Origin of the sequence: Hylemonella sp. W303a, assembly GCF_046452315.1 — a bacterium.
GTDB lineage: Bacteria > Pseudomonadota > Gammaproteobacteria > Burkholderiales > Burkholderiaceae_C > Hylemonella.
On sequence record NZ_JBKFDG010000005.1, the window covers coordinates 245,070 to 268,182 of the forward strand.

The 23,113-nt window shown below is 66.1% G+C and carries 22 protein-coding genes; 14 read left to right on the top strand and 8 right to left on the bottom strand.

The genetic code is table 11. From position 1 onward, the window contains the following. Positions 1 to 798 carry a cysteine hydrolase gene (locus ACLBKS_RS11645; RefSeq protein ID WP_410192966.1) on the bottom strand — a complete coding sequence of 266 codons (798 nt, stop codon included), beginning with the start codon at positions 796 to 798 and terminating at the stop codon, positions 1 to 3. A 238-nt stretch (positions 799 to 1,036) separates the two neighbouring features. Here ACLBKS_RS11645 and ACLBKS_RS11650 point away from each other — a divergent pair, with 238 nt between their 5' ends. The 9 genes from ACLBKS_RS11650 (at position 1,037) to ACLBKS_RS11690 (ending at position 9,172) form a co-directional block, all read left to right on the top strand. Beyond that, the gene (locus ACLBKS_RS11650) at positions 1,037 to 2,014 is read left to right on the top strand and encodes a BMP family protein (RefSeq protein WP_410192967.1); all 978 of its coding nucleotides are present in this window, start codon (positions 1,037 to 1,039) and stop codon (positions 2,012 to 2,014) included. Between the two features lie 3 nt (positions 2,015 to 2,017). Beyond that, positions 2,018 to 3,646: an ABC transporter ATP-binding protein gene (locus ACLBKS_RS11655; protein ID WP_410192968.1), complete on the top strand. Its 1,629-nt coding sequence runs from the start codon at positions 2,018 to 2,020 to the stop codon at positions 3,644 to 3,646. After that, positions 3,643 to 4,725, top strand: a complete 1,083-nt coding sequence (locus tag ACLBKS_RS11660) for an ABC transporter permease (RefSeq protein ID WP_410192969.1) — start codon at positions 3,643 to 3,645, stop codon at positions 4,723 to 4,725. Before ACLBKS_RS11655 ends, ACLBKS_RS11660 begins: the two co-directional genes overlap by 4 nt. A gap of 10 nt (positions 4,726 to 4,735) precedes the next feature. Continuing rightward, the gene (locus tag ACLBKS_RS11665) at positions 4,736 to 5,659 is read left to right on the top strand and encodes an ABC transporter permease (protein ID WP_410192970.1); all 924 of its coding nucleotides are present in this window, start codon (positions 4,736 to 4,738) and stop codon (positions 5,657 to 5,659) included. A 17-nt stretch (positions 5,660 to 5,676) separates the two neighbouring features. After that, complete coding sequence (locus ACLBKS_RS11670) at positions 5,677 to 5,886, top strand: DUF4089 domain-containing protein (protein WP_410192971.1); 210 nt, start codon at positions 5,677 to 5,679, stop codon at positions 5,884 to 5,886. After that, complete coding sequence (locus ACLBKS_RS11675; protein ID WP_410192972.1) at positions 5,883 to 7,283, top strand: AtzE family amidohydrolase; 1,401 nt, start codon at positions 5,883 to 5,885, stop codon at positions 7,281 to 7,283. The genes ACLBKS_RS11670 and ACLBKS_RS11675 overlap by 4 nt, the downstream gene beginning before the upstream one ends. Continuing rightward, the gene (hpxZ, locus tag ACLBKS_RS11680; protein ID WP_410192973.1) at positions 7,283 to 7,654 is read left to right on the top strand and encodes an oxalurate catabolism protein HpxZ; all 372 of its coding nucleotides are present in this window, start codon (positions 7,283 to 7,285) and stop codon (positions 7,652 to 7,654) included. Before ACLBKS_RS11675 ends, hpxZ begins: the two co-directional genes overlap by 1 nt. A 107-nt stretch (positions 7,655 to 7,761) precedes the next feature. Further along, on the top strand, positions 7,762 to 8,421 hold the full coding sequence (locus ACLBKS_RS11685; protein WP_410192974.1) for a cysteine hydrolase family protein: 660 nt from the start codon (positions 7,762 to 7,764) through the stop codon (positions 8,419 to 8,421). A 22-nt stretch (positions 8,422 to 8,443) separates the two neighbouring features. Further along, positions 8,444 to 9,172: a GntR family transcriptional regulator gene (locus tag ACLBKS_RS11690; RefSeq protein ID WP_410192975.1), complete on the top strand. Its 729-nt coding sequence runs from the start codon at positions 8,444 to 8,446 to the stop codon at positions 9,170 to 9,172. A 53-nt stretch (positions 9,173 to 9,225) separates the two neighbouring features. Here ACLBKS_RS11690 and ACLBKS_RS11695 read toward each other — a convergent pair whose 3' ends face one another. The 3 genes from ACLBKS_RS11695 to ACLBKS_RS11705 form a co-directional block, all read right to left on the bottom strand. Then, on the bottom strand, positions 9,226 to 10,842 hold the full coding sequence (locus ACLBKS_RS11695) for a DHA2 family efflux MFS transporter permease subunit (protein ID WP_410192976.1): 1,617 nt from the start codon (positions 10,840 to 10,842) through the stop codon (positions 9,226 to 9,228). 60 nt (positions 10,843 to 10,902) lie between these two features. Then, complete coding sequence (locus ACLBKS_RS11700; protein WP_410192977.1) at positions 10,903 to 11,994, bottom strand: HlyD family secretion protein; 1,092 nt, start codon at positions 11,992 to 11,994, stop codon at positions 10,903 to 10,905. 73 nt (positions 11,995 to 12,067) lie between these two features. Continuing rightward, positions 12,068 to 12,496 carry a MarR family winged helix-turn-helix transcriptional regulator gene (locus tag ACLBKS_RS11705; RefSeq protein WP_410192978.1) on the bottom strand — a complete coding sequence of 143 codons (429 nt, stop codon included), beginning with the start codon at positions 12,494 to 12,496 and terminating at the stop codon, positions 12,068 to 12,070. 183 nt (positions 12,497 to 12,679) lie between these two features. Here ACLBKS_RS11705 and ACLBKS_RS11710 point away from each other — a divergent pair, with 183 nt between their 5' ends. Further along, positions 12,680 to 13,759 carry a patatin-like phospholipase family protein gene (locus tag ACLBKS_RS11710; protein WP_410192979.1) on the top strand — a complete coding sequence of 360 codons (1,080 nt, stop codon included), beginning with the start codon at positions 12,680 to 12,682 and terminating at the stop codon, positions 13,757 to 13,759. Between the two features lie 55 nt (positions 13,760 to 13,814). Here the strand turns inward: ACLBKS_RS11710 and fahA are convergent, their stop codons facing one another. The 4 genes from fahA to ACLBKS_RS11730 all read right to left on the bottom strand — a co-directional run bounded on the left by fahA (position 13,815) and on the right by ACLBKS_RS11730 (position 17,405). Beyond that, positions 13,815 to 15,218, bottom strand: coding sequence for a fumarylacetoacetase (gene fahA / locus ACLBKS_RS11715; protein ID WP_410192980.1), 1,404 nt, complete (start codon positions 15,216 to 15,218; stop codon positions 13,815 to 13,817). Between the two features lie 39 nt (positions 15,219 to 15,257). After that, positions 15,258 to 15,800, bottom strand: a complete 543-nt coding sequence (locus ACLBKS_RS11720) for a VOC family protein (protein ID WP_410192981.1) — start codon at positions 15,798 to 15,800, stop codon at positions 15,258 to 15,260. A 61-nt stretch (positions 15,801 to 15,861) separates the two neighbouring features. Then, the gene (locus tag ACLBKS_RS11725) at positions 15,862 to 16,377 is read right to left on the bottom strand and encodes a MarR family winged helix-turn-helix transcriptional regulator (RefSeq protein WP_410192982.1); all 516 of its coding nucleotides are present in this window, start codon (positions 16,375 to 16,377) and stop codon (positions 15,862 to 15,864) included. A gap of 2 nt (positions 16,378 to 16,379) precedes the next feature. Beyond that, the gene (locus ACLBKS_RS11730; RefSeq protein WP_410192983.1) at positions 16,380 to 17,405 is read right to left on the bottom strand and encodes a Bug family tripartite tricarboxylate transporter substrate binding protein; all 1,026 of its coding nucleotides are present in this window, start codon (positions 17,403 to 17,405) and stop codon (positions 16,380 to 16,382) included. A 343-nt stretch (positions 17,406 to 17,748) separates the two neighbouring features. On the opposite strand from ACLBKS_RS11730, the gene urtA reads away from it, so the two are divergent. The 4 genes from urtA (at position 17,749) to urtD (ending at position 22,809) form a co-directional block, all read left to right on the top strand. Continuing rightward, positions 17,749 to 19,035, top strand: coding sequence for an urea ABC transporter substrate-binding protein (urtA, locus tag ACLBKS_RS11735; protein WP_410192984.1), 1,287 nt, complete (start codon positions 17,749 to 17,751; stop codon positions 19,033 to 19,035). A 186-nt stretch (positions 19,036 to 19,221) separates the two neighbouring features. After that, entirely contained in the window at positions 19,222 to 20,805 is a 1,584-nt protein-coding gene (gene urtB, locus ACLBKS_RS11740; protein WP_410192985.1) for an urea ABC transporter permease subunit UrtB, read from the top strand. Positions 20,806 to 20,818: 13 nt separating this feature from the next. Further along, positions 20,819 to 21,940: an urea ABC transporter permease subunit UrtC gene (urtC, locus tag ACLBKS_RS11745; protein ID WP_410192986.1), complete on the top strand. Its 1,122-nt coding sequence runs from the start codon at positions 20,819 to 20,821 to the stop codon at positions 21,938 to 21,940. Beyond that, positions 21,937 to 22,809 (top strand): urea ABC transporter ATP-binding protein UrtD, encoded by an 873-nt coding sequence (gene urtD, locus ACLBKS_RS11750; protein WP_410192987.1) that lies wholly within the window; start codon positions 21,937 to 21,939, stop codon positions 22,807 to 22,809. Before urtC ends, urtD begins: the two co-directional genes overlap by 4 nt. The last annotated feature ends 304 nt before the right edge of the window (positions 22,810 to 23,113 follow it).

Sequence of the window (23,113 nt, forward strand, 5' to 3'; positions counted from 1 at the left end):
TCACGTGGGCAGGGCGCGCAGCACCGCCGCGGAGTCGGTCACGAAGCCAAAGCACTTTTTGACGTTCCAGATCGTCGCCTCGGTGCAGAAGTAGGGCGAGCTGGTGGCGCAGCAATCGCTCAGCATCACGCAGCCGTAGCCGAGAAAGTTGGCGTCGGTCAGCGTGTGCAGCACGCACTGGTCGGTATTGCAGCCCGCGAAGAGGATGCTTTTCACACCGAGGTTGCGCAGGATGCTGTCCAGCGGCGTGTCCCAGAAGCCGCTGATGCGGTGCTTGTCCACGAGGTAGTCGCCGTCGTGCGGCGTGAGTTCGTCCACGATGGCGGCGGGCCAGGAGTCCTTTTGCAGCACATGCCCTTTGCCATTGGGCAGCGGGTCGCCCAGACCCACGCCGCTGCCGCTGTTCTTATAGAGGTGGATCTGGTTGGGCGGCATGTTGGCCAGGTCCGGGCGGTTGCCCCAGTTCACCCAGATGACCGGTACCCCGGCCCGGCGCAAGCCGGGCAGCAGGGCCTGTAGCGGCGCAATCGGTGCGCGGTCGGCCTGGTAGTTGCCGCCGATGTGGTCCACCCAGCCACCCTCGGTGCAGAAATCGTTTTGCAGGTCAATGATGACGATGGCCGTGCGGCGCAGGTCCAGCACCACGTTTTGCGGTTCGGCGGTGATGCGCGCGCGCACGGGCGCGGGGGGGTCCACCGACATGTCGACTTCGTCCTGGCGGGCGACCCAGTAGTACTGCGGCGCCAGCCCCAGGGCATTGTCGGGCCGGGCGTCGGGGATGTAGGGGTGAGGTTTCATGGGAACTCCTGAGATCAAGGAACACACGTGGGCGAGTTTTTGGAGAGGCTGTGCCGCGGTTTGGTGCGATGGCTTGCGCGCGCACCATCCGCGCACCGCGAACGCCCTGAATCACCGCGCTCGTGCCTCCAAAAACAGCGTTGAGCGTCCGCCCCGGCTGGCATCGATATTGCAAGAGCCATGCCCGTAAGTAATCAGTTATTTACTTGCTGCAACCCATACGCTGAAAGGTCTCGTCATGGAAGCTTCCGTTTTGTCCCGTCGTTTGGTCGCCCTGGGTGGCCTGTTCGCTGCCTTCTTGCTGGCGGTGCCGGCGCAAGCCGCCGACCCTCTGGCTGTCGGCATCCTGATTCCTGGCTCGAAGTCCGACAAGGGCTGGATGGAATCGGGCTACGACGGCCTGGTCGCCGCGCAGAAGGAACTGGGTCCGAAGATCAAGGTGCAGATGATCGAGAACATCAACTACGCCGACATGGAGCAGGCGCTGACCAACTTGGCCAGCAAGAACGCGCTGGTGATTGGCGTGGGCGGTCAGACCCAGGCCGCGGTGCTCAAGGTGTCCAAGCGTTTCCCCAAGGTCAAGTTCTCCATCGTGGGTGGCAACAAGTCCGAGGAGTTGGCCAATGTCGCCGGTTACGACGTGAAGCAGGCCGAGATCGCCTTCGTCGCTGGCGCCGCCGCCGCCATGCTCTCCAAGAACGGCGCCGTCAGCTACGTCGGCGGCATGGAGATTCCCTCCATCGTCAACGCGGGCAAGGAATTCGGCAACGGCGCCAAGTACATCAACCCCAAGATCAAGTATTTCGAAAACTACACGGGTGACTTCGACAACGTCGCCAAGTCCAAGGAAGCCACGCTCGCCGCCATCGCCCAGGGCGCCGACGTGCACTACCACATCCTCAACCTGGGCCTGCGCGGCATGGAGCAAGCGGCCAAGGAAAAGGGCACCAAGATCATTGGCAGCTACACCAATTACTGCGGCAGCGACCCGCTCTACATCGCCTACAGCATCACGGGCGTGGGCTTCCAGGTCCAGTACGCGATCAAGGAAGCCGTTGCGGGCACCTGGAAAGCGGGTTACAAGCCCTTCGGTTTGGCCATGGGTCCCAAGGCGTCTGACATGGTGACCTGCGGTGGCACGGCCGAGCAGAAGACCAAGCTCGAACAGATCAAGAAGGACATCCAGTCCGGCAAGATCAAGGTGCTGGAAGGCTGATCGATGTCGGCCGGTTTGCCCACCTCAAACCCAGCGCAGGGCGGCGTTCGCGATGGCGCACCCCTGCTGCGGCTGGATGGCCTGTCCAAGCGCTTCGGTGCCTTGCAGGCGCTGGGTGAGGTGTCGCTGGCGTTGCACCCGGGCGAGGTCCATTGCCTGCTCGGTGAAAACGGCGCTGGCAAGTCCACGCTGTGCAATCTGGTGTTCGGTGTGCACCAGCCCGACACCGGGGGCATGACGCTGGCCGGCCAGCCGTACCTACCGCGCTCGCCCGCCGACGCCTTGGCTCAAGGCATCGCCATGGTGCACCAGCATTTCAGCCTGGTGCCCGACATGACGGTGCTGGACAACCTCTTGCTCGGCCAGGCGCGGGGCGTACTGGACCGCAAGGCCGGGGCCGCCCGCATCCTGGCCATGCGCGAGCGTTACGGCCTGGAGCTGGACCCGCAGGCGCGCATCCAAGATCTGTCGGTGGGCGAACGCCAGCGGGTGGAGATCGTCAAATGCCTGGCGCGCGAACCTCGGCTGCTGGTGTTGGACGAGCCCACCGCCGTGCTGCTGCCGGAGGAAATCAAGGCCTTGCTGGCGGTCTGCGAGCGCGTCGCGCAGCAAGGTTGCGGCGTCGTGTTGGTCACGCACAAGCTGGCCGAGATCCAGCGGATCGCGCGTCGCGCCACCGTGTTGCGCGCGGGTCGCGTGGTGGCGCGCTCCGAGGCGCCCGCGCAGGAGATCGACGCGCTGGTGCGCGCGATGATCCAGCGTGATCTCGAGGCGCGGCCTTCCGTGTCCGAGTCCGCGTCGTCCACACCCTTCGTGCGGGCTGCGCTCGCAGGTGCCCCCCAGCGCGCGCCTGGCCAGCCCGTGCCCGAGGCGGCGTTGCATGCCGACGGCCTGACCGTGCGCGACGCGGACGGCGTGCTGCGCCTGGACAACTTCACGCTGTTGGTGGACCCCGGCGAGATCGTTGCGGTCGCCGGGGTGGAGGGCAACGGCCAGAGCGAGTTGGGCGCCGTGCTCTCGGGCATGCTGGCGCCGACCGAAGGCCGGTATTTCATTCACGGGCAGGAAATGACACGCGCCACGCCGCGCGCCCTGACCGCCGCGGGTTGTGGCGTCGTGCCCGAGGACCGGCATGCCCTGGCCTGCGTCACGGGCATGAGCGTGGCGGAAAACCTGCTGCTCGACCGCCTGCGGGATTACCGCCGCTGGGGCCTGCTGGACCGCGCGGGCATGCGTGCGGCGGCGCTCACATTGATGCAGCGCTTCGATGTGCGCGCGGCCAGCCCCGACGTGGCGTTTGGCGGCTTGTCGGGCGGTAACCAGCAAAAGGCCGTGTTGGCGCGAGAACTCACGCTCGATCCCCTGCGTTTTCTGCTGGCGGCGCAACCGACGCGCGGCCTGGACGTGGGCGCGGTCGAGGCGGTCTACGGCCACATCCGCGCCGCCGCGGCGAGGGGTGTCGGTGTGCTGTTGATTTCGTCGGAGCTGGACGAGTTGTTGTCGGTGGCGCACCGGGTCGTGGTGCTTTACCGCGGCCGCATCATGGGCAGTTGCGCGACGGCCGGTGCTGATCGCTCGCGCATCGGCGCCTGGATGGCCGGTCATCGGGAAGAACAAGAGGTGCTGGCATGAGCTTGGGACTTTCGATGCGGATCCACTTGCGGCCCAGTCCGGCCCTGCTGGTCTCGGCCGCGGCCGTGCTACTTGCTTTCGGCGCGGGCGCGGTACTGATCGCCCTGCTGGGCGTGCCGGTGGGCGAGGCCGTGGCGGCTTTCGCCGAAGGAGCCTGGGGCTCGCCTTATGCCCTGGCCGCCTCGCTCAACCGGGCCCTGGTCTTCATGCTCGTGGGCCTGGGTTTCATCCTGGCCGAGCGCGCCAGCCTCACCAATGTGGGCGGCGAGGGACAGATTGCGGTCGGCGGCATCACCGCGACGGCCTTCGCGTTATGGGCGCCCGTGGCGGGCCTGCCTTGGGGCCTGTCTTTTGTCGTGCCCCTGCTGGGTGCCTGCCTGGCAGGCGCGATCTGGGGCGGCATCGCGGGCGTGCTCAAGGTCAAGGCCGGCACCAACGAGGTGATCGCCACCCTGCTGCTGTCCTTCATCGCGATCTGGATGGTCTATGGCAGCGTGCAATCGGAGAACCTCCTTCGTCGGCCCATGACGAGTTCGGCCACGCTGCCGGAGTCCTTGGAAATTTCTGAAGCCACGCAATTGCCGCTACTCACGGGAGACGCATCCATGCCGGTGCATGCGGGCCTGCTGCTGGGCATCGTGCTGGCCATCGGGGTCGCGGTCATCCTGCGGCGCACGGTGCTGGGTCTGCAGCTGCAGGCCACGGGGCTGAACCCTCGGGCCGCTCGGCGCGCGGGCATGTCCATCGAGCGGCTCACGGTGGGCGTGCTGTGCGCGGCTGGGGCCTTTGGTGGCCTGGCGGGGGCCTGCATGCTGCAGGGGGAGCAGTACACGCTGAAAGCGGGCTTTTCCTCGGGGTATGGGTTTGATGGCCTGGTGGTGGGTTTGTTGGCACGCGGTTCGGTACCGGGCGTGATCGCCGGGGCGCTGCTGTTTGGCTTTTTGCGCTCGGGCGGCATCAACATGGAAATGGTGGCCCAAGTGCCCACGGCCCTGGTCGTGGTGATCCAGGGCTTGATCATCGTCACGCTGGCTGGCGCGGCCTTGGGCATCCAGCGTCTGGAGGCCCGCAAACCATGAAAGGTCACCCATGATCGAACCCGAACTGGCCGCCGTCTTCATCGGCTCCAGCGTCCGCCTGGCCGCGCCTCTGTTGCTCGCCGCCGCCGGTGAGTACGTGAGCGAGCGTGCGGGCGTGCTCAACATGAGCGTGGAGGGCATGATGCTCGCGGGCGCTTTCGCGGGCGCCACCGCTTCGTGGATGACCGGCTCGCCGGTGTTGGGCCTGTTGTTTGGGGTGTTGTGCGTTTTACCCATCGCCTGGTTGCAGGCTTTCCTGAGCATCACGCTGCGCGCGAACCAGATCGTCACCGGCATTGGCATCAACATCCTGGTGTTGGGCGCCACCACGCTGGGTTACCGCGCCCTGTTCGGCAGCCGTTCGCGCGCCGAGATCCCGGGCCTGGACAAGTGGGCACCGCCGGGGCTGGCCGATGTGCCTTATTTGGGTGAGCATGTCTTCACCCAGACCTGGCTGCTCTACGCCGCGCTGTTGCTGATCGTGGTTTTGGCGTGGGTGATGCGTTCCACCGCCATGGGCCTGGCCGTGCATGCTGCCGGCATGTCGCCGCAGGCGACCAGCCATTCGGGGTTGAAGGTCCGGCGCATCCGCTATGGCGCGGTGCTGTTCACGGGTTTCATGTCGGCGCTGGCGGGGTGTTTTCTGTCCATCGGCGACATCCACACCTTCACCGAAGGCATGACCAGCGGCGCGGGTTACCTGGCCATCGCGGCGGTGATCTTCGGCAACTGGAAGCTGGGCCGCACGCTCCTCGCCTGCGGGCTGTTCGGCGCGGCCACGGCGCTGCAGTTCCAGTTGCCTGCCCTGGGCGTGAATGTGCCCAGTGCCTTGTTGATTGCCTTGCCTTACGTGCTGGCCTTGCTGGCCGTGGGCGGCCTGGTCGGTCGACAGGTGGCGCCCACGGCGCTCGCGCAGCCTTATGCAGGTCGGTGAATCTTGGAGAAATCGGCGTGAGTGACGACGACATGTTGGCTTATGTCCGCGCCTCGGCGCGCTTGCTTGGCTTGCCCCTGGACGAGGCCCGCGCCGCGCGCGTGGCCGGGCATCTGCAACGCACGGCTGCGCTGGCGGCCTTGCTGGATCGCATGGACCTGGCCGTCGAGGACGAGCCCGCCGAAATTTACTGCCCCGCACGGCCCGTGCCTGGAGCGTCCGCATGAGTGGGTTTCCCTTGCGAACCGATGTGTTGGCGCACGCCATCGCTGCGGGGCAGCTCAGCGCAGCCGAGGCGCTGGCCCAGTCCATCGCGCGCATCGAAGCGACGGACGACCGCGTCAACGCCTTCACCGCCCGCACCTTCGAGCGCGCCCGCCGCGAGGCGGCCGACATCGACGCCCGCCGCGCGCGCGGCGAGACCCTGCCGCCCTTGGCCGGTGTGCCTTACGCGGTCAAGAATCTGTTTGACATCGAGGGAGAGGTCACGCTGGCGGGGTCGAAGATCAACCGCGACGATCCGCCCGCGCGGACCGACGCCGTGCTGGTGCAGCGGATGCGCGCGGCGGGCGCGGTGCTGGTGGGGGCGCTCAACATGGACGAGTACGCCTACGGCTTCACCACCGAGAACTCGCACCATGGCCCCACGCGCAACCCGCACGACCTGACGCGCAGCGCGGGTGGTTCCTCCGGTGGATCCGGTGCGGCGGTCGCGGCGGCGCAGGTGAACCTGAGCCTGGGCTCGGACACCAACGGCTCGATCCGCGTGCCATCCTCGCTGTGCGGCGTCTGGGGGCTCAAGCCCACCTTCGGGCGGCTGTCGCGCCGGGGCAGTTACCCCTTTGTGCACAGCATCGACCACCTGGGGCCTTTCGCCGATTCGGTCGAGGGCTTGGCCCTGTCCTACGACGCGCTGCAGTACCCCGACACCCAGGACCCAGGCTGCCATGCTCGGGCGGTGCAAGCGGTGCTGCCTTCGCTGACGCACGGTGTGGCAGGTTTGCGCATTGGGGTGTTGGGCGGCTACTTCGAGGAATGGGCCACCGCACCGGCCCGCGCCGCCGTTCAGGCTGTAGCCCGGGCCTTGGGCGCGCGTGACGAAGTGCTCTGGCCCAACGCCGCCGAGGCGCGCGCCGCGGCGTTCATCGTCACGGCCGGCGAGGGCGGGAGCCTGCACCTGAACCATTTGCGCCAGCGCGCCGATGACGCCGAACCCTTATCGGTGGACCGCTTCATCGCGGGAGCCTTGCAGCCTGCCGCCTGGACCACGCGCGCCCAGCGCTTTCGCCGTGTCTACCGCGACCAGGTGAATGCGCTGTTCAAGGATTGGGACGTGTTGCTTGCGCCGGCCACTCCGTTCGCCGCGCCCGTGCTCGGCACGGAGTGGGTCGAGATCAACGGTGAACGCCTGCCCTGCCGTCCTTCGGTCGGCCTGCTCACGCAGCCCGTGTCTTTCGCGGGCTGCCCGGTGGTGGCCGCGCCGCTCTGGCCCGGGGGCGAGGCGGGGCCCTTGCCGATCGGTGTTCAGATCATTGCCGCGCCCTGGCGCGAAGACCTGGCGCTGCGCGCCGCCCATGTGTTGCAAGCGGCGGGCGTGGCCCGCCTGAAGGAGACGACGTTGTGATGGAGATCAACCTGCCCGAGGTGCTGGCCGAGGTGACGGCCGCTTTCGAGCGTTACGAAGCTGCGCTGGCGGCCAACGATACGGCCGTGCTGGACGAGCTGTTCTGGGACAGCACGCACACCCTGCGCTACGGCGCCGGTGAAAACCTCTACGGCATCGACGCCATCCGCGCCTTCCGTAACGCGCGCGCGGCACCCGGTCCTCGCGAGCTACTGCGCACGGCCATCACCAGCTACGGACATGACTTCGCGACGGCCAACGTCGAATTCCGCCGCCCGGGCGTGGACCGCACAGGCCGCCAGAGTCAGACCTGGCTGCGCACGTCCGAGGGATGGCGCGTGGTGGCGGCGCATGTGAGTTGGATGGGCTGAACGGACGGAATCTGGGGAGTGGGTTGAACGAAGCGGCGTGAGCGTCATCACACCCACTGCACGCCAGGAGTTGCGCGCCCTGGCAATGAAAGACAAGGAGGTCAAACATGCACATCAACGCCCAACCCTTTGCCTACGACTGCGACCTGCGCGCGACCGCGCTGGTGCTCATCGACATGCAGCGGGACTTCATCGAACCCGGCGGTTTCGGCGAGACCCTGGGCAATGACGTCTCTTTGCTGGCCGCCATCGTGCCGGCTTGCCGCGCCGTGCTGTCCGCCTGGCGGCGCGCGGGCGGCCTGGTGTTGCACACGCGCGAGGCCCACCAGCCTGACCTCTCGGATTGCCCACCGGCCAAGCGGCTGCGCGGCAATCCCAGCCTGCGCATCGGTGACGCGGGGCCCATGGGGCGCATCTTGGTCGCGGGCGAGCCGGGCAACCAAATCATCGAGGCGCTCACCCCGGCGCCGGGTGAACTCGTGATCGATAAACCTGGCAAGGGCATGTTCTGGGCCACGGGCCTGCATGAGAAGCTGCAGGCACGTGGCGTGTCTCACCTGATCTTCATGGGGGTGACCACGGAAGTGTGCGTGCAGACCTCGATGCGCGAGGCCAATGACCGGGGTTACGACAGCCTGGTGCTGGAGGATTGCACCGAGAGTTATTTCCCGGCTTTCAAGGCCGCGACCCTGGAGATGATCCGCGCCCAGGGCGCCATCGTCGGTTGGACGGCAAGGAGTGAGGCGCTGCTGGCTGCGCTAAAGTAGGCTCCGCGCCTACTTCACGCCCATGCCCACTCCCGCCACGCAACGTTCCACACGTCGTACCTCGCCGCAACCGCCCTCGCGCTCCGAATTGGTTTACGAGCAGCTCAAGCGCGACGTGGCCGATTTCAGGTTGGTGCCGGGTGACCGCTTCACCGAAAACGAAGTCAGCGAGCGCCTCGGTGTTTCCCGCACGCCGGTGCGCGAGGCCCTGCTGCGCTTGCAACAGGAAGGCTTGGTCGAGGTGCTGTTTCGCAATGGCTGGCGCGTCTTGCCCTTCGATTTCGAGAAGTTCGAGCAGCTCTACGACCTGCGCATGGTGATCGAGACGGCGGCCGTGCAGCGCCTGTGTGGCGACGATCCCAAGGTGGATCGCGACCGTCTGGAGGCGCTCAACGCGGTCTGGCTGGTGCCGGCCGAGCAGCGCAGCGGCGACATTCGCCAGGTGGCGCAGTGGGACGAAGAATTCCACGCCAGCCTGGTCGCTGCCGCTGGCAACGCCGAGATGGCGCGCGTGCATCGCGACGTGACCGAGCGCATCCGCATCATCCGTCGCCTCGACTTCACCAAGCCCGCGCGCATCGACGCCACCTACGAGGAGCACGCCAAGATCCTGCGCGCCATCCAGCGCAAGCGGGGTGACCAGGCCGTGCTGCTGTTGCGTGCCCACATCGAGACCAGCCAGGCCGAGGTGCGCAAGATCACGCTGCACCAGGTGCATCTGGCGCGGCATGCACCCGAATCGGCGGCCTGATCTGGCCTGATCGACGGTGTCCGGGTGCGGAGGGCGGCTTTCGCCCTTGCTGCTTACTCCATCACCGACGCATGCGCCGCCTCGCCCTTGGGCGCGGGCGCGGGCGCCGGACGCTTGAGCAGCAACACCAGAGGCAAAGCCGCGAGGGTGACCCACATCATCAGGCGGAAATCCTGCAGGTAGGCCAGCACCGCCGCTTCGCGCGTGACCAGGCTGTTGAGGGTGGACAGGCCGGCCGCGCTGGAGAGGTCGATGCCGCCACTCTGCGCGGCTTGCTGCAGCGGCAGGCTCCAGGGGTTGATGTACCCCGCGAACGCCGCGTGGTTGGCCTGGGAGCGCTGGGCGAGGTAGGTGGTGACGACCGAGATGCCGATGCTGCTGCCAATGTTGCGCATCAGGCTGAACAGCGAGGTGGCGTCGTTGCGCCAGCGCGGTGCGATGGTGGCGAAGGTCACCGTCGACAGCGGGACGAAGATGAAGCCCAGGCCAAAACCCTGGATCACGCCCGAGACGATCAGGTGACGGTTGCCGATGTCGGTGTTGAACTGCGTCATCTGCCAGAGCGACAAGGTGGTGAGCGACAGGCCCAGCACGATGAGTTTGCGCGGGTCCACCTTGCCCGACAGCTTGCCCACGATGACCATGGCCGCCATGGTGCCCAGGCCGCGCGGCGCCAGCACCAGGCCCACGTCGATCACGGGGTAGCCCATCAGATTGGACAGGAAAGGCGGCAGCAGGGCCATGGTCGCCAGCAGGATGATGCCGACGATGAAGATGAAGATCAGGCCGACGCTGAAATTGCGGTCGCGGAACATGCCCGGTTCCAGGAAAGGATGCTCGTGCGTGAGCATGTGCGTGATGAAGAGGTAGAAGGCAAACCCCATCAGCAGGGTCTCCACCACGATCTCGGGGCTGGCGAACCAGTCCTGTGACTCGCCGCGGTCCAGCATCATCTGCAAGGCGCCGATGCCGATGCCCAGCAGCACGAAACCCAGCAGATCGAAGGGGCGGCGTTCCAGCGGCGTCTCGCGCACATAGGCCGCGATGCCCAGCCAGGCCAAGATCCCGAAGGGCAGGTTGATGTAGAAGACCCAGCGCCAGCTGTAGTACTCGGTCAGCCAGCCGCCCAGGGCCGGGCCGAGGATGGGACCGACCATCACGCCCACGCCCCACAGGGCCATGGCCGAGCCGTGTTTCTCGCGCGGGTAAGTGTCGAGCAGCACGGTTTGCGACAGCGGCACCAGGGCGGCGCCGAAGACACCCTGAAGCATGCGGAACAGCACGATCTGCGTCAGGTTCTGCGCCGCACCGCAGAGCATGGACGCGATGGTGAAGCCCGCGACCGACCACAGGAAGATGCGCTTGCGGCCCAGCCGCGCGGACAGGATGCCCGTCAGCGGCATGAAGATGGCGGCGGCGACGATGTAAGACGTCAGCACCCAAGAGATCTGGTCCTGCGTGGCGCCCATGGCGCCCTGCATGTGCGGTAGCGCCACGTTGGCGATGGTGGTGTCCAGCGCCTGCATGATGGTGGACAGCATCACCGACAGGGTGATGAGCCCGCGATGCTGCGCGGCAGGCGCCGCTGGCAGGGCGGGCGCGGCGGGGGCTGGGGGCGGCGCGGTGGGGGAACTTGCGCCCTGGTCCAGGGCGGCGGTGTTGCTGCTCATGGCCTCGTCACCTGATCAGGAATTGCGTGGCGGAAAAAGCGTGCGTGCTTGCGACGCGAGTCAGAGCGTCAGCCCCAGAAAACGGCGGCGGTAGCCGGTGTCGATCTCGACGTGCGCGGACAGGCCAGCGCGCAGCTCGGGGGCAGTCCCACTCGCGGAGGATCTGGCCCGCAGCGACTCCAGGCGAATGCGCACGGGCACGCGCTGGGCGATCTTGACCCAGTTGCCGGTCGCATTCTGCGCGGGGATGACCGAGAACTCGGCGCCCGTGGCGGGGCTCAGACTGTCCACCGTGCCGGTCCAGACTGCGTCGGGGTAGGTGTCGACGCGGATGACCACGGGTTGGCCAGCTTGCACGTGGGTCAGGTCGGTTTCAGGAAAGTTGGCCTCGATCCAAGGGTCGCCGTTGACCACCAAGGCCATCGCGCTCGCGCCCGGGCTGACGAACTGGCCCGGCTTGGGTGGCTTGTTCACCGTGCCTGGCATCGAGGCGCGCACTTCCACGCGGGCCAGGTCGAGCTTGGCTTGGGCCAGGGCGGCTTGCGCAGCCAGGTAGTTCGGGTGCTTGTCGATGGGCGCGGTCAGCGCGTTCTCGCCGCCGCCCAGGGTTTCACCGATGCGCTTGAGGTCTTCCTCCAAGGTCTGCACTTGTTGTTGGGCGATGGTGGCGGCGTCGCGCGCGTTGTCGTACTGGACCGCGGAGACGAAGTTGCTGGCCACGAGATCGGCTTGTCGCTTCTGCTCGCGCAGGGCCGACAGGTAGCGCGAGCGCGCCAGCGCGATCTCGGCCTGCTTCTCGCGGTAGGCGGCTCGCGTGGCCGCCAGGTCGTTGCGCACCTGGGCCAGCCTGGCCTCGGCACCCGCCACGGCCACGCGGTAGGGCGCGTCGTCCACGCGGAACAGCGGTTGACCCGCCGCCACGGTTTCGTTTTCCTGAACCAGCACCTGTTGCACGGTGCCTTGCACTTCGGCGCTCACGGGCACCTTGTCGGCCTTCACGTAGGCGTTGTCGGTTTCGACCAAACGGCCACCGTGCAGGTAGAGACCACCGATGAGCAGCAAGGCCAGCGCCGGAATGGCGATCAGCAGCAGTCGGCGCTGGCGACGGCGCTGGGTGTCGGTCGTGGAGGGGAGGAAGGTGGAGGTACTCATTGCTGTGAACCTTGAGGAGAGAAAACGGAGGGCAAGAAAGGAAGAGAGCGATGGAAGGGCGGTGCGGAACAGGTCAGCGCTGACCCAGGTTGTCGCGCACGGTGCGCAGCACGTTCATCAGGGTCGCGGCTTGCGCGGCCGGCACACCTTGCAGCGCCTCGGCATGCACGCCAGCGGCTGTTTCAGCGATGGTGTCCAGGATGGGCATGGCCTCGGGGCGCAGATGCAACTGGTAGGCGCGCCGATCCTGTGGGTCAGCTCGGCGTTCCACCAGGCCAGACTGGCTGAGCTGGTCCACCAGCCTTGCCAGGGTGATGGGTTGGATGTCCAGCAGTTCCGCCAAATCCACCTGGCGGATGCCGGGATGGCGCTCCACGTTGAGCAGGACCTTGGCTTGTGCCAGGGTCATGGAGGTGCCTTGCAGGCGCTGCGCGTAGATGCGGCGCATCTGGCGCATGATGTCCGCCAGCAAAAAACCGAGGGTGTCTTGGGAGCGTGCCATGGGCGTGTAGGGGGCAGCGGAGATTATTAGTAAGCAATGCTTATTATATGGCTTACATGCATTTATACAAGCCTGCCACCCTGACCGCTCCAGGGTCTGTCGCGGCCAGCCGCGTTGCCCTATGGACGTAAGCGGGTATGACAAAAGCTTCAGGCCAGGGATGGATGGGTCATACTGCGCCGCATGACCCATGCCCCAGCCTTGAATCTTGCCCTGCAAGGCGGTGGCGCCCATGGCGCCTACACCTGGGGGGTGCTTGACGCCTTGCTCGCCGCGGGAGAGTCCGCGCAGCCCGAGGCCGACGCAAATGCGCCGGGCGCTGGGCTGGTGTTCGAGGGCTTGTCCGGCAGCAGCGCGGGCGCGGTGAACGCCGTGGTGCTGGCCGATGGTTGGCTCAAGGGCGAGGCCGAGGGCATCGGGGGCCGCGCGGGCGCGCGTCGGGCGCTGTCCGAATTCTGGACGGCGCTGGGCCAGAAGATGCCCGCCCACACGGTGGACCCGCTGGGCTTCGGCTTGGTCAGTCCGGGTCAGGGAGCGGTCAGCTTGGGGTCGGCTGGGCGCTTGCTGGCCAGCTGGGCCAGCCAGTTCTCGCCCGCGCAGATCAACCCCTTCGACCTCAATCCGCTGCGGGACCTGCTGGTCGCTCAGATCGACTTCGAGGCCTTGCGCAGACAATCACCTTTCAAGCTCTTCATCGGCGCGACCCAGGTCAACACCGCGCGGCTGCGGGTCTTTCGCGAGCATGAATTGAGTGTGGATGTGCTGCTGGCCTCGGCCTGCTTGCCGCGCATCCACCGCACGGTGGTGATCGAGGGTGAACCGTACTGGGACGGCGGCTACAGCGCCAATCCGGCGGTCTACCCGCTGTTCCACGCCTGCCGCAGCAGCGATGTGCTGCTGGTGTTGCTCAACCCCCTGCGCCGCAGCCGCATGCCGCAGAGCGCGGCGGAGATCGAGACCCGCATCGCCGAGCTGGGCTTCAACACCCACTTCATGCGGGAGATGCGCATGTTCGCCGCGTTACCGTCCTACTCACTGTTCAACACCAAGCTGGAACGCCGCCTGCGCGCCATGCGCTTCCACATGATTGGGGGCAGCGAGTTGGAAAGCCTGGCGCGCAGCGAGAGCAAGTTGCTGCCCTACGCACCCTTCTTGCAGTACCTGCATGCGCAAGGGCGCGATCATGCGCAGGACTGGCTGCGCGACAACGCCGTCCATGTGGGACGGCGTTCCAGCATCGACGTGCAAGCCTTGTTCGCGTGAGTGCACGCGAGCGTCGTTGAACTCCTCGGTGGGGTCTGCGCGCTGCCGGCGTGGTTCAGTTCCTCGCGGGCAACACCGTGCCCGTGCAATCCCCAAAGCCGATGCGCGCCGTGCCCGGCTTCTCGCAATAACCTCGCAGCGTCACGCTGTCACCGTCTTGCAAGAAGGTGCGCTGCTCGCCATCGGGCAGGCTCAGCGGCTGCTTGCCGCCCCGGGTCAGTTCCAGCAGCGCGCCGGCTTCCTCGGGCGTGGGGCCGGACAGCGTACCGCTGCCGAACAGGTCGCCGGGCTGCAGATTGCAGCCGCCCACCGTGTGGTGGGTGACCAGTTGCGCCAGGGTCCAGTAGGCATGGCGATAGCTGGTGCGCACGATGCGGTGGGCCGGCTGGCCGACCTGGCGCATGCGGCCGGTCTGCATCAGCACTTCCAGCTGGATGTCGAAGGCTCCGCCTTCGCGGTTGGCCGCGCTCTCCAGGTAGGGCAGGGGCTGCGGGTCGTCCGCTGGGCGCGTGAAGGCTGTGCGGAAGGGGGCGAGGGCCTCGAGCGTGACGATCCAGGGCGAAATCGTGGTCGCGAAGTTCTTGGAGAGGAAGGGGCCCAGGGGCTGGTATTCCCAGGCCTGGATGTCCCGGGCCGACCAGTCGTTGAGCAGGCACAGTCCGAACACATGGTCCTCGGCCTGGACCAGCGGCACCGGCTCACCCAGTGTGTTGCCTTGGCCGATGAAGATGCCGAGTTCCAGCTCGATGTCCAGCCGCTGCGTGGGCGCAAGCGTGGGTGCCGTCGTGGCGGGGTCGGCGCCGGGTGCCATCAGCTGGCCCTTGGGCCGATGGAACTGCTGGCCTGACACGCCGATGCTGCTGCTGCGTCCGTGGTAGCCGATGGGCACCCATTTGTAGTTGGGCAGCAGCGGGTTGTCGGGGCGGAAGAGCCGACCGATGTTGGTGGCGTGGTGGACCGAGGTATAAAAATCGGTGTAGTCGCCGATCCGGGCGGGCAAGGCATATTCCACCTCGGCCTGGGGCGTGAGGTGGGCTTGCAGCACCGCCTGCACCGCATGCGCGGCCTCGGTGCGCAGGCCGCGAGAGAGGGCCAGGCGCAGCTCGGACCAGGCTGCGGGGCCCAGCGCCATCAGCGCGTTGAGTGCGGCGTCTTCTCGGCTGAGCGTGAGCGCTGCGGCCAGGCTGGTGTCGAGCTTCAGCGCCTGATGCACCGCGTGCGCCGCCAAGTCCAGCACCTGGTCGCCGATGGCGACGCCGGCGCGGAACCGCGTGTCCGTGTGGCTGCGACGGAAGATGGCGTAGGGCAGGTTCTGGATGGGAAAGTCACTCACCGTGGCGGCTTGGGCCTCGACCGTGTCACTGGCCGCGATCGCGGCATGGGGGTTCGCGGACACCACCCAGCTGCGCAGTGCCGGATCGTGGGTTTCGTTGAGACGGAAGTGGTGTGTCGTGGTCATGGGATGGGGCCGGGTGGAAAAGAGCGTCTTCTTCGTTCGTTACTTCGCTTCGGCCAGTTCCAGCGAATGCATCCAGGCTGCGTGCTTGGGCGCGCGCTTGGTCTGGGCCCACTCGTTGAGCATGTCCCACTTGACCTCGGCCGCACGCCGATTCAACTCGGGCGTGCTGGTGTCCACGGCCAGTTCAAGGCGGTGGCCGTTGGGGTCGAAGAAGTAGATGGACTTGAACAGGGTGTGGTCGGTCACGCCCACCACCTCGATGCCATCGGCCTGCAGGCGGGCCTTCACCTGTTCGAGGGTGTTCAGGCTGTCCACCTCGAAGGCGATGTGCTGCACCCAGGCGGGGGTGTTCTCGTCGCGGCCCATCTCAGGCTGCGTTGGAAGCTCGAAGAAGGCGAGCACGTTGCCACCGCCTGCGTCGAGGAAGATGTGCATGTAAGGGTCATGTGCCTTGGTGGAGGGCACATAGTCCTCGGCGAAGGCCAGCTGGAAGTCCATGTTCAGGTACTTCTGGTACCACTCCACGGTCTGCTTGGCGTCCTTGCAGCGGTAGGCGACGTGGTGGATCTTGGATATCTTCATGAGGAGCTCCTCGTGGCGTGGAAAGAGGGAACGGCGCAGGGGTCGACAGTTCGGATGGGGCTCAGAGCGCCGATGCGGCGTCTTCGTCTTCGGGCTCGCCGAGGTCCGCTGCGCCACGGGCGAGCGCCAGGCCTAGGTTGTGCGCCACCAGCCGGTCGAGCAGACCACTCAGCTGGGCCTGCTCGGCGGGCGTGAGGCAGCCGACGATTTCCGCGTTGCGTTCGTGAACCAATTGCATGGCGCGCGCGCAGGCCTTGCGACCTGTCGCGGTCAACGTCAGCGTGACGCCCCGGCCATCGTGTTGACTGTCGCGCTTGCTGACCAGACCCAGTGTCACCAGAGCCTGCGCGGCACGGCTGGCCTGGCTTTTGTTCAGGTTGGCGTAGCGCGCCAAGTCCTTGACCGACAGGGATTCGAAGCGGCCGATGGCGGTCAGGCAGCGGCCATCGCTCAGACTCAGCCCGACCGTCCCAGGGTAGCGCTGCTGGGTCTCCAGATCACTGACCTTGTGCAACAAATGCAGCCGGTAAGTGAACGTGCGTTCCAGCGGGATGGGTTGGTCGGGTGCCTGAGTCACGCTCACTCCACCGTGATGTTGGCCGCCTTGATCACGGGAGCCCATTTGGCGCGCTCGGCCGCGGCGTAGGCGGCCATCTCCTCGGGCGTGCTCGGGATGGCCTCCAGGCCCAGCGCGATCAGGCGGGCTTTGACGTTGTCGTCGTTGAAGGCGTCGTGCAGGGCCTTGTGCAGCTTGGCCACCACCGGCGCGGGCGTGCCAGCGGGCACGACCACGCCCTGCCAGGCATAGGCTTCAAAGCCTTTGAGGCCTTGTTCGTTCAGTGTGGGCACCGTGTTGAAGCCTCGCACGCGGCGGGCGCTGGCCACGCCGATGGGCTTGAGCTTCCCGCTTTCCAGGAAGGCTTTGCCTGCGGCGGTGTCCACGAACATGAACGGAATCTGGCCGCCGACCACGTCCTGGATGGCGGGCGCCGCGCCGCGGTAGGGCACGTGCGTGAGCGTGAGCTGGGTCTGCTGGGCGAACAGCGCGGTGGCCAGGTGGTGCGGGCTGCCCGCGCCCGGCGAACCGTAGTTGGCGCCGCTCTGTCCCGACTGCTGGGCCTTGGCCCAGGCTGTGAACTCCTTCAGGTCCTTGACGGGCACCTGCGGGTTGACGGCCAGGATCAGCGGGAAGCGCACCGTCAGGCCGATGGGCGCGAAGCTCTTCTCCGCGTCATAGGGCAGCTTGCGATAGAGGAAGGGATTGGCCGCCAGCGTCGCCGTATCCGCCGACAGCAGGGTGTAGCCGTCCGGCTTGGCTTCGGCGACGTAAGCCGCGCCGATGCTGGTGGCTGCCCCCGGCTTGTTGTTGATGACGATGGGTTGTCCCAGGGTACGGCTCATGGACTCAGCCAGGGTGCGTGCCAGCACATCGGTGCCGCCCCCCGCAGGGTAAGGCACGACCCATTCAATGGGTTTGCTGGGGAAGTTCTGGGCCACGGCCGGGGCCGCAGCCAGCAGGCCAGTGGACAGCAGCGTGGCGGCCAAGCTGGCCGTGAACAGGCGGCGGGGGCGGGTGGAAATCACGTGCGAAGTGAGGGTGGGCATGGTTTTGTCTCCTGGTCTGGTGGATGCCGTGTAAGCCGGCTGCGCCACTGTAGCGCCCTTATGGTTGCGCGTGCAACCATTTTGCTTCGAGCCCGACTAGGGGTTTGCCCTGGACTGTGGGCTGCCCCTGCACTGGTCTGCCCGTGCCTGTGCGTCGTCCCTGTAGGGGAGCGAAGGGGAACGCGCAGGCTGTGGCCTCGCGTTTTGACCGTGCGCGCCCGGTGACGGGCCTGGGGTGTCGGGTGCGTACGCCGTCCGGCGTATTCCTGCATGGAGCGGCCTTTTTTACATTGGCCTTGCTTTTTTTCCCACCCCCTTCCCTCATCGAACGGAGTCTTTCCCCATGAAATCGCAACGTCGTTACACCCTCAAGGCACTGGCCGCCGCGGCCGCTGTGTCCACCTTCGGCCTGACGGGCCTGTCCGCCCAAGCCGCCGACACCATCAAGGTGGGCGTGCTGCACAGCCTGTCCGGCACCATGGCCATTTCCGAGACGGTGCTGAAAGACACCGTGCTCATGGCGATTGACGAAATCAATGCCAAGGGTGGCGTGCTGGGCAAGAAGCTCGAGCCTGTGGTGGTGGACCCGGCTTCCAACTGGCCCCTGTTCGCCGAGAAGGCCAAGCAGCTGCTGACGCAAGACAAGGTGGCCGTGGTCTTCGGCTGCTGGACCTCCGTGTCGCGCAAATCCGTGCTGCCGGTCTTCGAGGAACAGAACGGTCTGCTCTTCTACCCCGTGCAGTACGAAGGTGAAGAGCTGTCCAAGAACGTGTTCTACACGGGCGCCGCACCGAACCAGCAGGCCATTCCCGCCGTGGAATACCTGATGAGCAAGGACGGCGGCTCCGCCAAGCGCTTCGTGCTGCTGGGCACCGATTACGTCTATCCGCGCACGACGAACAAGATCCTGCGTGCCTTCCTCAAGAGCAAGGGCGTCGCGGACGCCGACATCATGGAGGAGTACACGCCCTTTGGTCACTCCGACTACCAGACCATCATCGCCAACATCAAGAAGTTCGCTTCCGCAGGCAAGAAGACGGCCGTGGTCTCGACCATCAACGGTGACTCCAACGTGCCCTTCTACAAGGAACTGGGCAACGCGGGCCTGAAGGCCACCGATGTGCCCGTGGTCGCCTTCTCGGTGGGTGAGGAAGAACTGCGCGGCGTGGACACCAAACCCCTGGTGGGCCACCTGGCCGCCTGGAACTACTTCATGAGCATCAAGAGCCCGGCCAACACCGAGTTCACCAAGAAGTGGGCCACCTACGCCAAGGCCAAGAACATCCCCGGCCACAAGGACAAGCCGCTGACCAATGACCCGATGGAAGCCACTTACATCGGCATCAATATGTGGAAGCAGGCCGTCGAGAAGGCCAAGACCACGGACGTGGACGCGGTGATCAAGGCCATGGCCGGTCAGACCTTCAAGGCACCTTCGGGCATTACGTCCAAGATGGACGAGAAGAACCACCACCTGCACAAGAGCGTGTTCATCGGCGAAGTCAAGGCCGATGGCCAGTTCAACGTGGTGTGGAAGACGCCCGGCCCGGTCAAGGCCCAACCCTGGAGCCCCTACATCCCCGAGAACAAGGGCAAGAAGGACGAGCCGGACGGCAAGACAAAAATGTAATTTGGGCTTGCAGCTTGCGCGGCGGGTTCCCCATGCGGGGGCGCGCCGCGCCGGGCCGCCCCAAGCGGTCGCGCCGCCCCCCCAGTGGGGGGAAGTGGTCGTAGACCACTTCGGGGGGCGTCCATTTTGGTATGGGATTTGCAGCGTGAGCGTGGTGCGCCGCGTTCACTCTAGAGATTCCTCGTGATGCTGAAAAAACTTTTGCTGTCATTCGCCGCGCTCTTGAGCGTGGTTCCTGCCCAGGCGCTCACACCCGAGCAGGCGCGGGCCATCGTGGTTGGAGATTCGAGTGATCGCATCGCGGCCATGCAGCAGGCGGTGCAAACACCCGACGAGCGTTTGGCCGCCTTGTTGCAGGCCTTGACCGACGACGCGGTCAAGGTGCATGAAGGCAAGGTCATCCTCGTGCGCGAGGTGGAGGGCGAGTGGAAGGGCGAAGACCCTGTGACTGGCCAGCCGGTCCCCTTGCCCGAGGACGCGGAGGACGTCGTCAACAACAACCGCATGCGCGGCGAAATCGCGAATGCCTTGGCTGCCTTGCAGCTCTTCGGTCCGGACGTGCGTGCGCGTTTGGCGGCGGCCACATCTCTAGCGACCGAGCCCGATGAGTCTCGCTTGCCCTTGATCGACAAGGCGCTCGCGGCCGAGAAAGAAACAGCCGTGCGCGAGCAACTCGACTTGGCGCGCGCCGCGATTCTGCTGTCCAGCAACGAACCCGCGCAGCGCTACGCGGCGGTGCAGGTGCTGTCGGCGTATCGCACGCCCGCCACGCGGCAGTTGCTGGGCCAGCAGCTCGCCAGCGAGCAAGACGCTCGGGTCAAAGCCGCGATCCAGGCCGCCCAGCGCGCCATCGAAGATCACCTGGCCTGGGGCGAGCGTGCAGGCGTGCTCTTCACAGGTATCAGCCTGGGCAGCATCCTGCTGCTGGCCGCGCTGGGCCTCGCCATCACCTACGGGCTGATGGGTGTCATCAACATGGCGCACGGCGAACTGATCATGATCGGCGCCTACGCCACCTACGTGGTGCAGGGCCTGTTCCGCACCTATCTGCCCGGCGCCTTCGACTGGTACTTGGTGGCGGCGGTGCCCGTGGCGTTTCTGGCGTCTGCCCTGGTGGGTGCAGTGCTGGAGCGTGGCGTGATCCGCTTCCTCTACGGCCGCCCGCTCGAAACCTTGCTGGCCACCTGGGGCATCAGCCTGGTGCTGATGCAGGCCGTGCGCTCCCTCTTCGGCGCGCAGAACGTGGCAGTTGAAAACCCGGCCTGGATGAGCGGGGGCTGGCAGGTGCTCTCCAACCTCACCCTGCCTTACAACCGCTTGGTCATCATCGCTTTCGCCTTCGCGGTGCTGCTCGGCATGGCCTTGCTGATCAGCCGCACGAGGCTCGGGCTCTTTGTGCGCGGCGTGACGCAGAACCGTCCCATCGCGTCTTGCATGGGCGTGAACACGGCGCGGGTCGATACCTATGCCTTCGCGCTGGGCTCGGGCGTGGCGGGACTGGCGGGCTGCGCGCTCTCGCAGGTGGGCAACGTGGGCCCGGACCTGGGCCAGGGCTACATCGTCGATTCCTTCATGGTCGTGGTGCTGGGCGGTGTCGGCCAGCTCGCGGGCACCGTGTACGCCGCGCTGGGCCTGGGCCTGGTGAACAAGCTGCTCGAAGGTTGGCAGGGTGCGGTGCTGGCCAAGATCATGGTGCTGGTGTTCATCATTGCCTTCATCCAGAAACGCCCTCAAGGCATCTTCGCCCTCAAAGGCCGCTCGGTGGATTGAGGCGCGGACCGACATGACAACGACATCCCTCACGCTTCCCGCCGCCGCGCCTCTGCTGAACCGGCGCGGCTGGACGGCCTTTCTCGCGGCCCTGATCGCCGTGCTCGTGCTGGCACCCGTGCTCAACCTGCTGGTGCCCGAGGGCCATGTGTTCCACATGAGCAACTACACGGTGGCCTTGCTCGGGCGCATCATGTGCTACGCCATCTGCGCGCTGGCCATGGACCTGATCTGGGGCTACACCGGCATCCTTTCGCTGGGGCATGGCCTGTTCTTCGCGCTCGGTGGCTACATGATGGGCATGTACCTGATGCGCCAGATCGGCCGCGACGGCCAGTACAAGAGCGACATGCCGGACTTCATGGTGTTCCTCAACTGGAAGGAATTCCCCTGGCACTGGGCCTTGAGCGACAGTTTCGTCGCCACGCTGATCCTGATCGTGTTGGTGCCGGGCCTGGTCGCTTTCGTCTTCGGTTACTTCGCCTTCCGCTCGCGCATCAAAGGCGTTTACTTTTCCATCATCACGCAGGCGCTGACCTTCGCCGCCATGTTGCTCTTTTTCCGCAACGAGACGGGATTCGGCGGCAACAACGGTTTCACGGACTTCAAGCGCATTCTGGGCATTCCGATCGGGCAAGGCATGCGCATGACGCTGTTCATGCTGACCGGTCTGACGCTGCTGGGCTTCTTCCTGCTCGGGCGTTGGTTGATGAACGCCAAGTTCGGCCGGGTGCTGCAGGCCATCCGCGATGCGGAGAGCCGGGTGATGTTCTCGGGCTACAACCCGCTGGGCTACAAGCTGACGATCTGGACGCTGTCGGCCGTGATGTGTGGCATCGCGGGTGCGCTCTACGTGCCCCAGGTCGGCATCATCAACCCGGGCGAGATGAGTCCGGCCAACAGCATCGAGATCGCGATCTGGGCGGCGGTGGGCGGACGCGCCACGCTGATCGGCCCCATCGTCGGCGCCTTCGTGGTCAACGGCGCCAAGAGTTGGCTGACCGCGGCCTTCCCTGCTTTCTGGCTTTACTTCCTGGGTGGTTTGTTCATCCTGGTGACGCTGTTCCTGCCTGACGGCATCGTGGGGCTGGTCAAGCGTCTGTGGAAAAAATTCCGGGGGGGCCATCAAGAATGACGCCCGATCTGCTCGAACTGGGTGCGCAGCGCATCCAATCGCAAATGGACGTCGCGCGCCAGAACACCGAAGCCGGCGGCCAACACGCCAGCTACGGACGTCATGTCAAGGCGGGCGAGGTGGACGTGACGCACGGCCGCATCCTCTACCTGGAAGACGTGAGCGTGAGCTTCGATGGCTTCAAGGCCATCAACAAGCTGAGCCTGGACATCGCGCCCGGAGAGCTGCGTTGCATCATCGGGCCGAATGGCGCGGGCAAGACGACGATGATGGACATCATCACGGGCAAGACCCGTCCTGACGAGGGTACGGTGTTCTTCGGTTCCACGATCGACCTGCTGCGCTACAGCGAACCTCAGATCGCGCAGCTGGGCATCGGGCGCAAGTTCCAGAAGCCCACGGTTTTCGAGCAACTGACGGTGTTCGAGAACTTGGAGCTGGCGCTCAAGATGGACAAGAGCGTGAAGTCCTCCATCTTCTTCAAGCTGGATTCCGCGCAGGCGGATCGCTTGGCCGACATGCTGCACACCATCCATCTGGCGGACAGCGTGGGCCGTCAGGCGGGCAATCTGAGCCACGGCCAGAAGCAGTGGCTGGAAATCGGCATGCTGTTGATGCAAGACCCGAAGTTGCTGCTGCTCGACGAACCCGTGGCGGGCATGACGGACGAGGAAACCGCGCGTACCGCGGAGCTGTTCCTGACGCTCAAGGGCAAGCATTCGCTGATGGTGGTGGAGCACGACATGAGCTTCATCAAGACCATCAGCGACATCGTGACGGTGCTCTGCGACGGTTCGGTGCTGGCCCAGGGCACACTGGAGCAGGTGCAGGCGGATGAACGGGTGATCGAGGTGTACCTTGGGCGGTGAGGATTTTCTTTTGCCGTTCGCGTTGCATTGTTTGCATGGGTTGCGATGCAACGCGGCAAGGCCTGTGTGGCTCCGCTCAGAGGACACGGGTCGCTGCGCGACTGCCCTGCGCTGCTCGCGGTTGGCGGGGGACGCGCCAACTCGCTGCGCTCAGACACGGCGCGCCCCTTTCTCCGCCAACCGCTGCGCTGCTCGGCCGCGTCCATTCGCTGCCCCACACAGGCCTTGCCGCGTTGCGGTGACGAAGGGGGAGAGCACAGCGGAACAGGGTTTGAGTTGGGGCCCCGACGCCTTTTCGGATGTT

What these genes read in the sequence shown, in the direction of transcription:
- ACLBKS_RS11645 (WP_410192966.1), bottom strand. Translation starts at nt 798, where the DNA reads ATGAAACCTCACCCCTACATCCCCGACGCCCGGCCCGACAATGCCCTG.
- ACLBKS_RS11650 (WP_410192967.1), top strand. Translation starts at nt 1,037, where the DNA reads ATGGAAGCTTCCGTTTTGTCCCGTCGTTTGGTCGCCCTGGGTGGCCTG.
- ACLBKS_RS11655 (WP_410192968.1), top strand. Translation starts at nt 2,018, where the DNA reads ATGTCGGCCGGTTTGCCCACCTCAAACCCAGCGCAGGGCGGCGTTCGC.
- ACLBKS_RS11660 (WP_410192969.1), top strand. Translation starts at nt 3,643, where the DNA reads ATGAGCTTGGGACTTTCGATGCGGATCCACTTGCGGCCCAGTCCGGCC.
- ACLBKS_RS11665 (WP_410192970.1), top strand. Translation starts at nt 4,736, where the DNA reads ATGATCGAACCCGAACTGGCCGCCGTCTTCATCGGCTCCAGCGTCCGC.
- ACLBKS_RS11675 (WP_410192972.1), top strand. Translation starts at nt 5,883, where the DNA reads ATGAGTGGGTTTCCCTTGCGAACCGATGTGTTGGCGCACGCCATCGCT.
- hpxZ (WP_410192973.1), top strand. Translation starts at nt 7,283, where the DNA reads ATGGAGATCAACCTGCCCGAGGTGCTGGCCGAGGTGACGGCCGCTTTC.
- ACLBKS_RS11685 (WP_410192974.1), top strand. Translation starts at nt 7,762, where the DNA reads ATGCACATCAACGCCCAACCCTTTGCCTACGACTGCGACCTGCGCGCG.
- ACLBKS_RS11690 (WP_410192975.1), top strand. Translation starts at nt 8,444, where the DNA reads ATGCCCACTCCCGCCACGCAACGTTCCACACGTCGTACCTCGCCGCAA.
- ACLBKS_RS11695 (WP_410192976.1), bottom strand. Translation starts at nt 10,842, where the DNA reads ATGAGCAGCAACACCGCCGCCCTGGACCAGGGCGCAAGTTCCCCCACC.
- ACLBKS_RS11700 (WP_410192977.1), bottom strand. Translation starts at nt 11,994, where the DNA reads ATGAGTACCTCCACCTTCCTCCCCTCCACGACCGACACCCAGCGCCGT.
- ACLBKS_RS11705 (WP_410192978.1), bottom strand. Translation starts at nt 12,496, where the DNA reads ATGGCACGCTCCCAAGACACCCTCGGTTTTTTGCTGGCGGACATCATG.
- ACLBKS_RS11710 (WP_410192979.1), top strand. Translation starts at nt 12,680, where the DNA reads ATGACCCATGCCCCAGCCTTGAATCTTGCCCTGCAAGGCGGTGGCGCC.
- fahA (WP_410192980.1), bottom strand. Translation starts at nt 15,218, where the DNA reads ATGACCACGACACACCACTTCCGTCTCAACGAAACCCACGATCCGGCA.
- ACLBKS_RS11720 (WP_410192981.1), bottom strand. Translation starts at nt 15,800, where the DNA reads ATGAAGATATCCAAGATCCACCACGTCGCCTACCGCTGCAAGGACGCC.
- ACLBKS_RS11730 (WP_410192983.1), bottom strand. Translation starts at nt 17,405, where the DNA reads ATGCCCACCCTCACTTCGCACGTGATTTCCACCCGCCCCCGCCGCCTG.
- urtA (WP_410192984.1), top strand. Translation starts at nt 17,749, where the DNA reads ATGAAATCGCAACGTCGTTACACCCTCAAGGCACTGGCCGCCGCGGCC.
- urtB (WP_410192985.1), top strand. Translation starts at nt 19,222, where the DNA reads ATGCTGAAAAAACTTTTGCTGTCATTCGCCGCGCTCTTGAGCGTGGTT.
- urtC (WP_410192986.1), top strand. Translation starts at nt 20,819, where the DNA reads ATGACAACGACATCCCTCACGCTTCCCGCCGCCGCGCCTCTGCTGAAC.
- urtD (WP_410192987.1), top strand. Translation starts at nt 21,937, where the DNA reads ATGACGCCCGATCTGCTCGAACTGGGTGCGCAGCGCATCCAATCGCAA.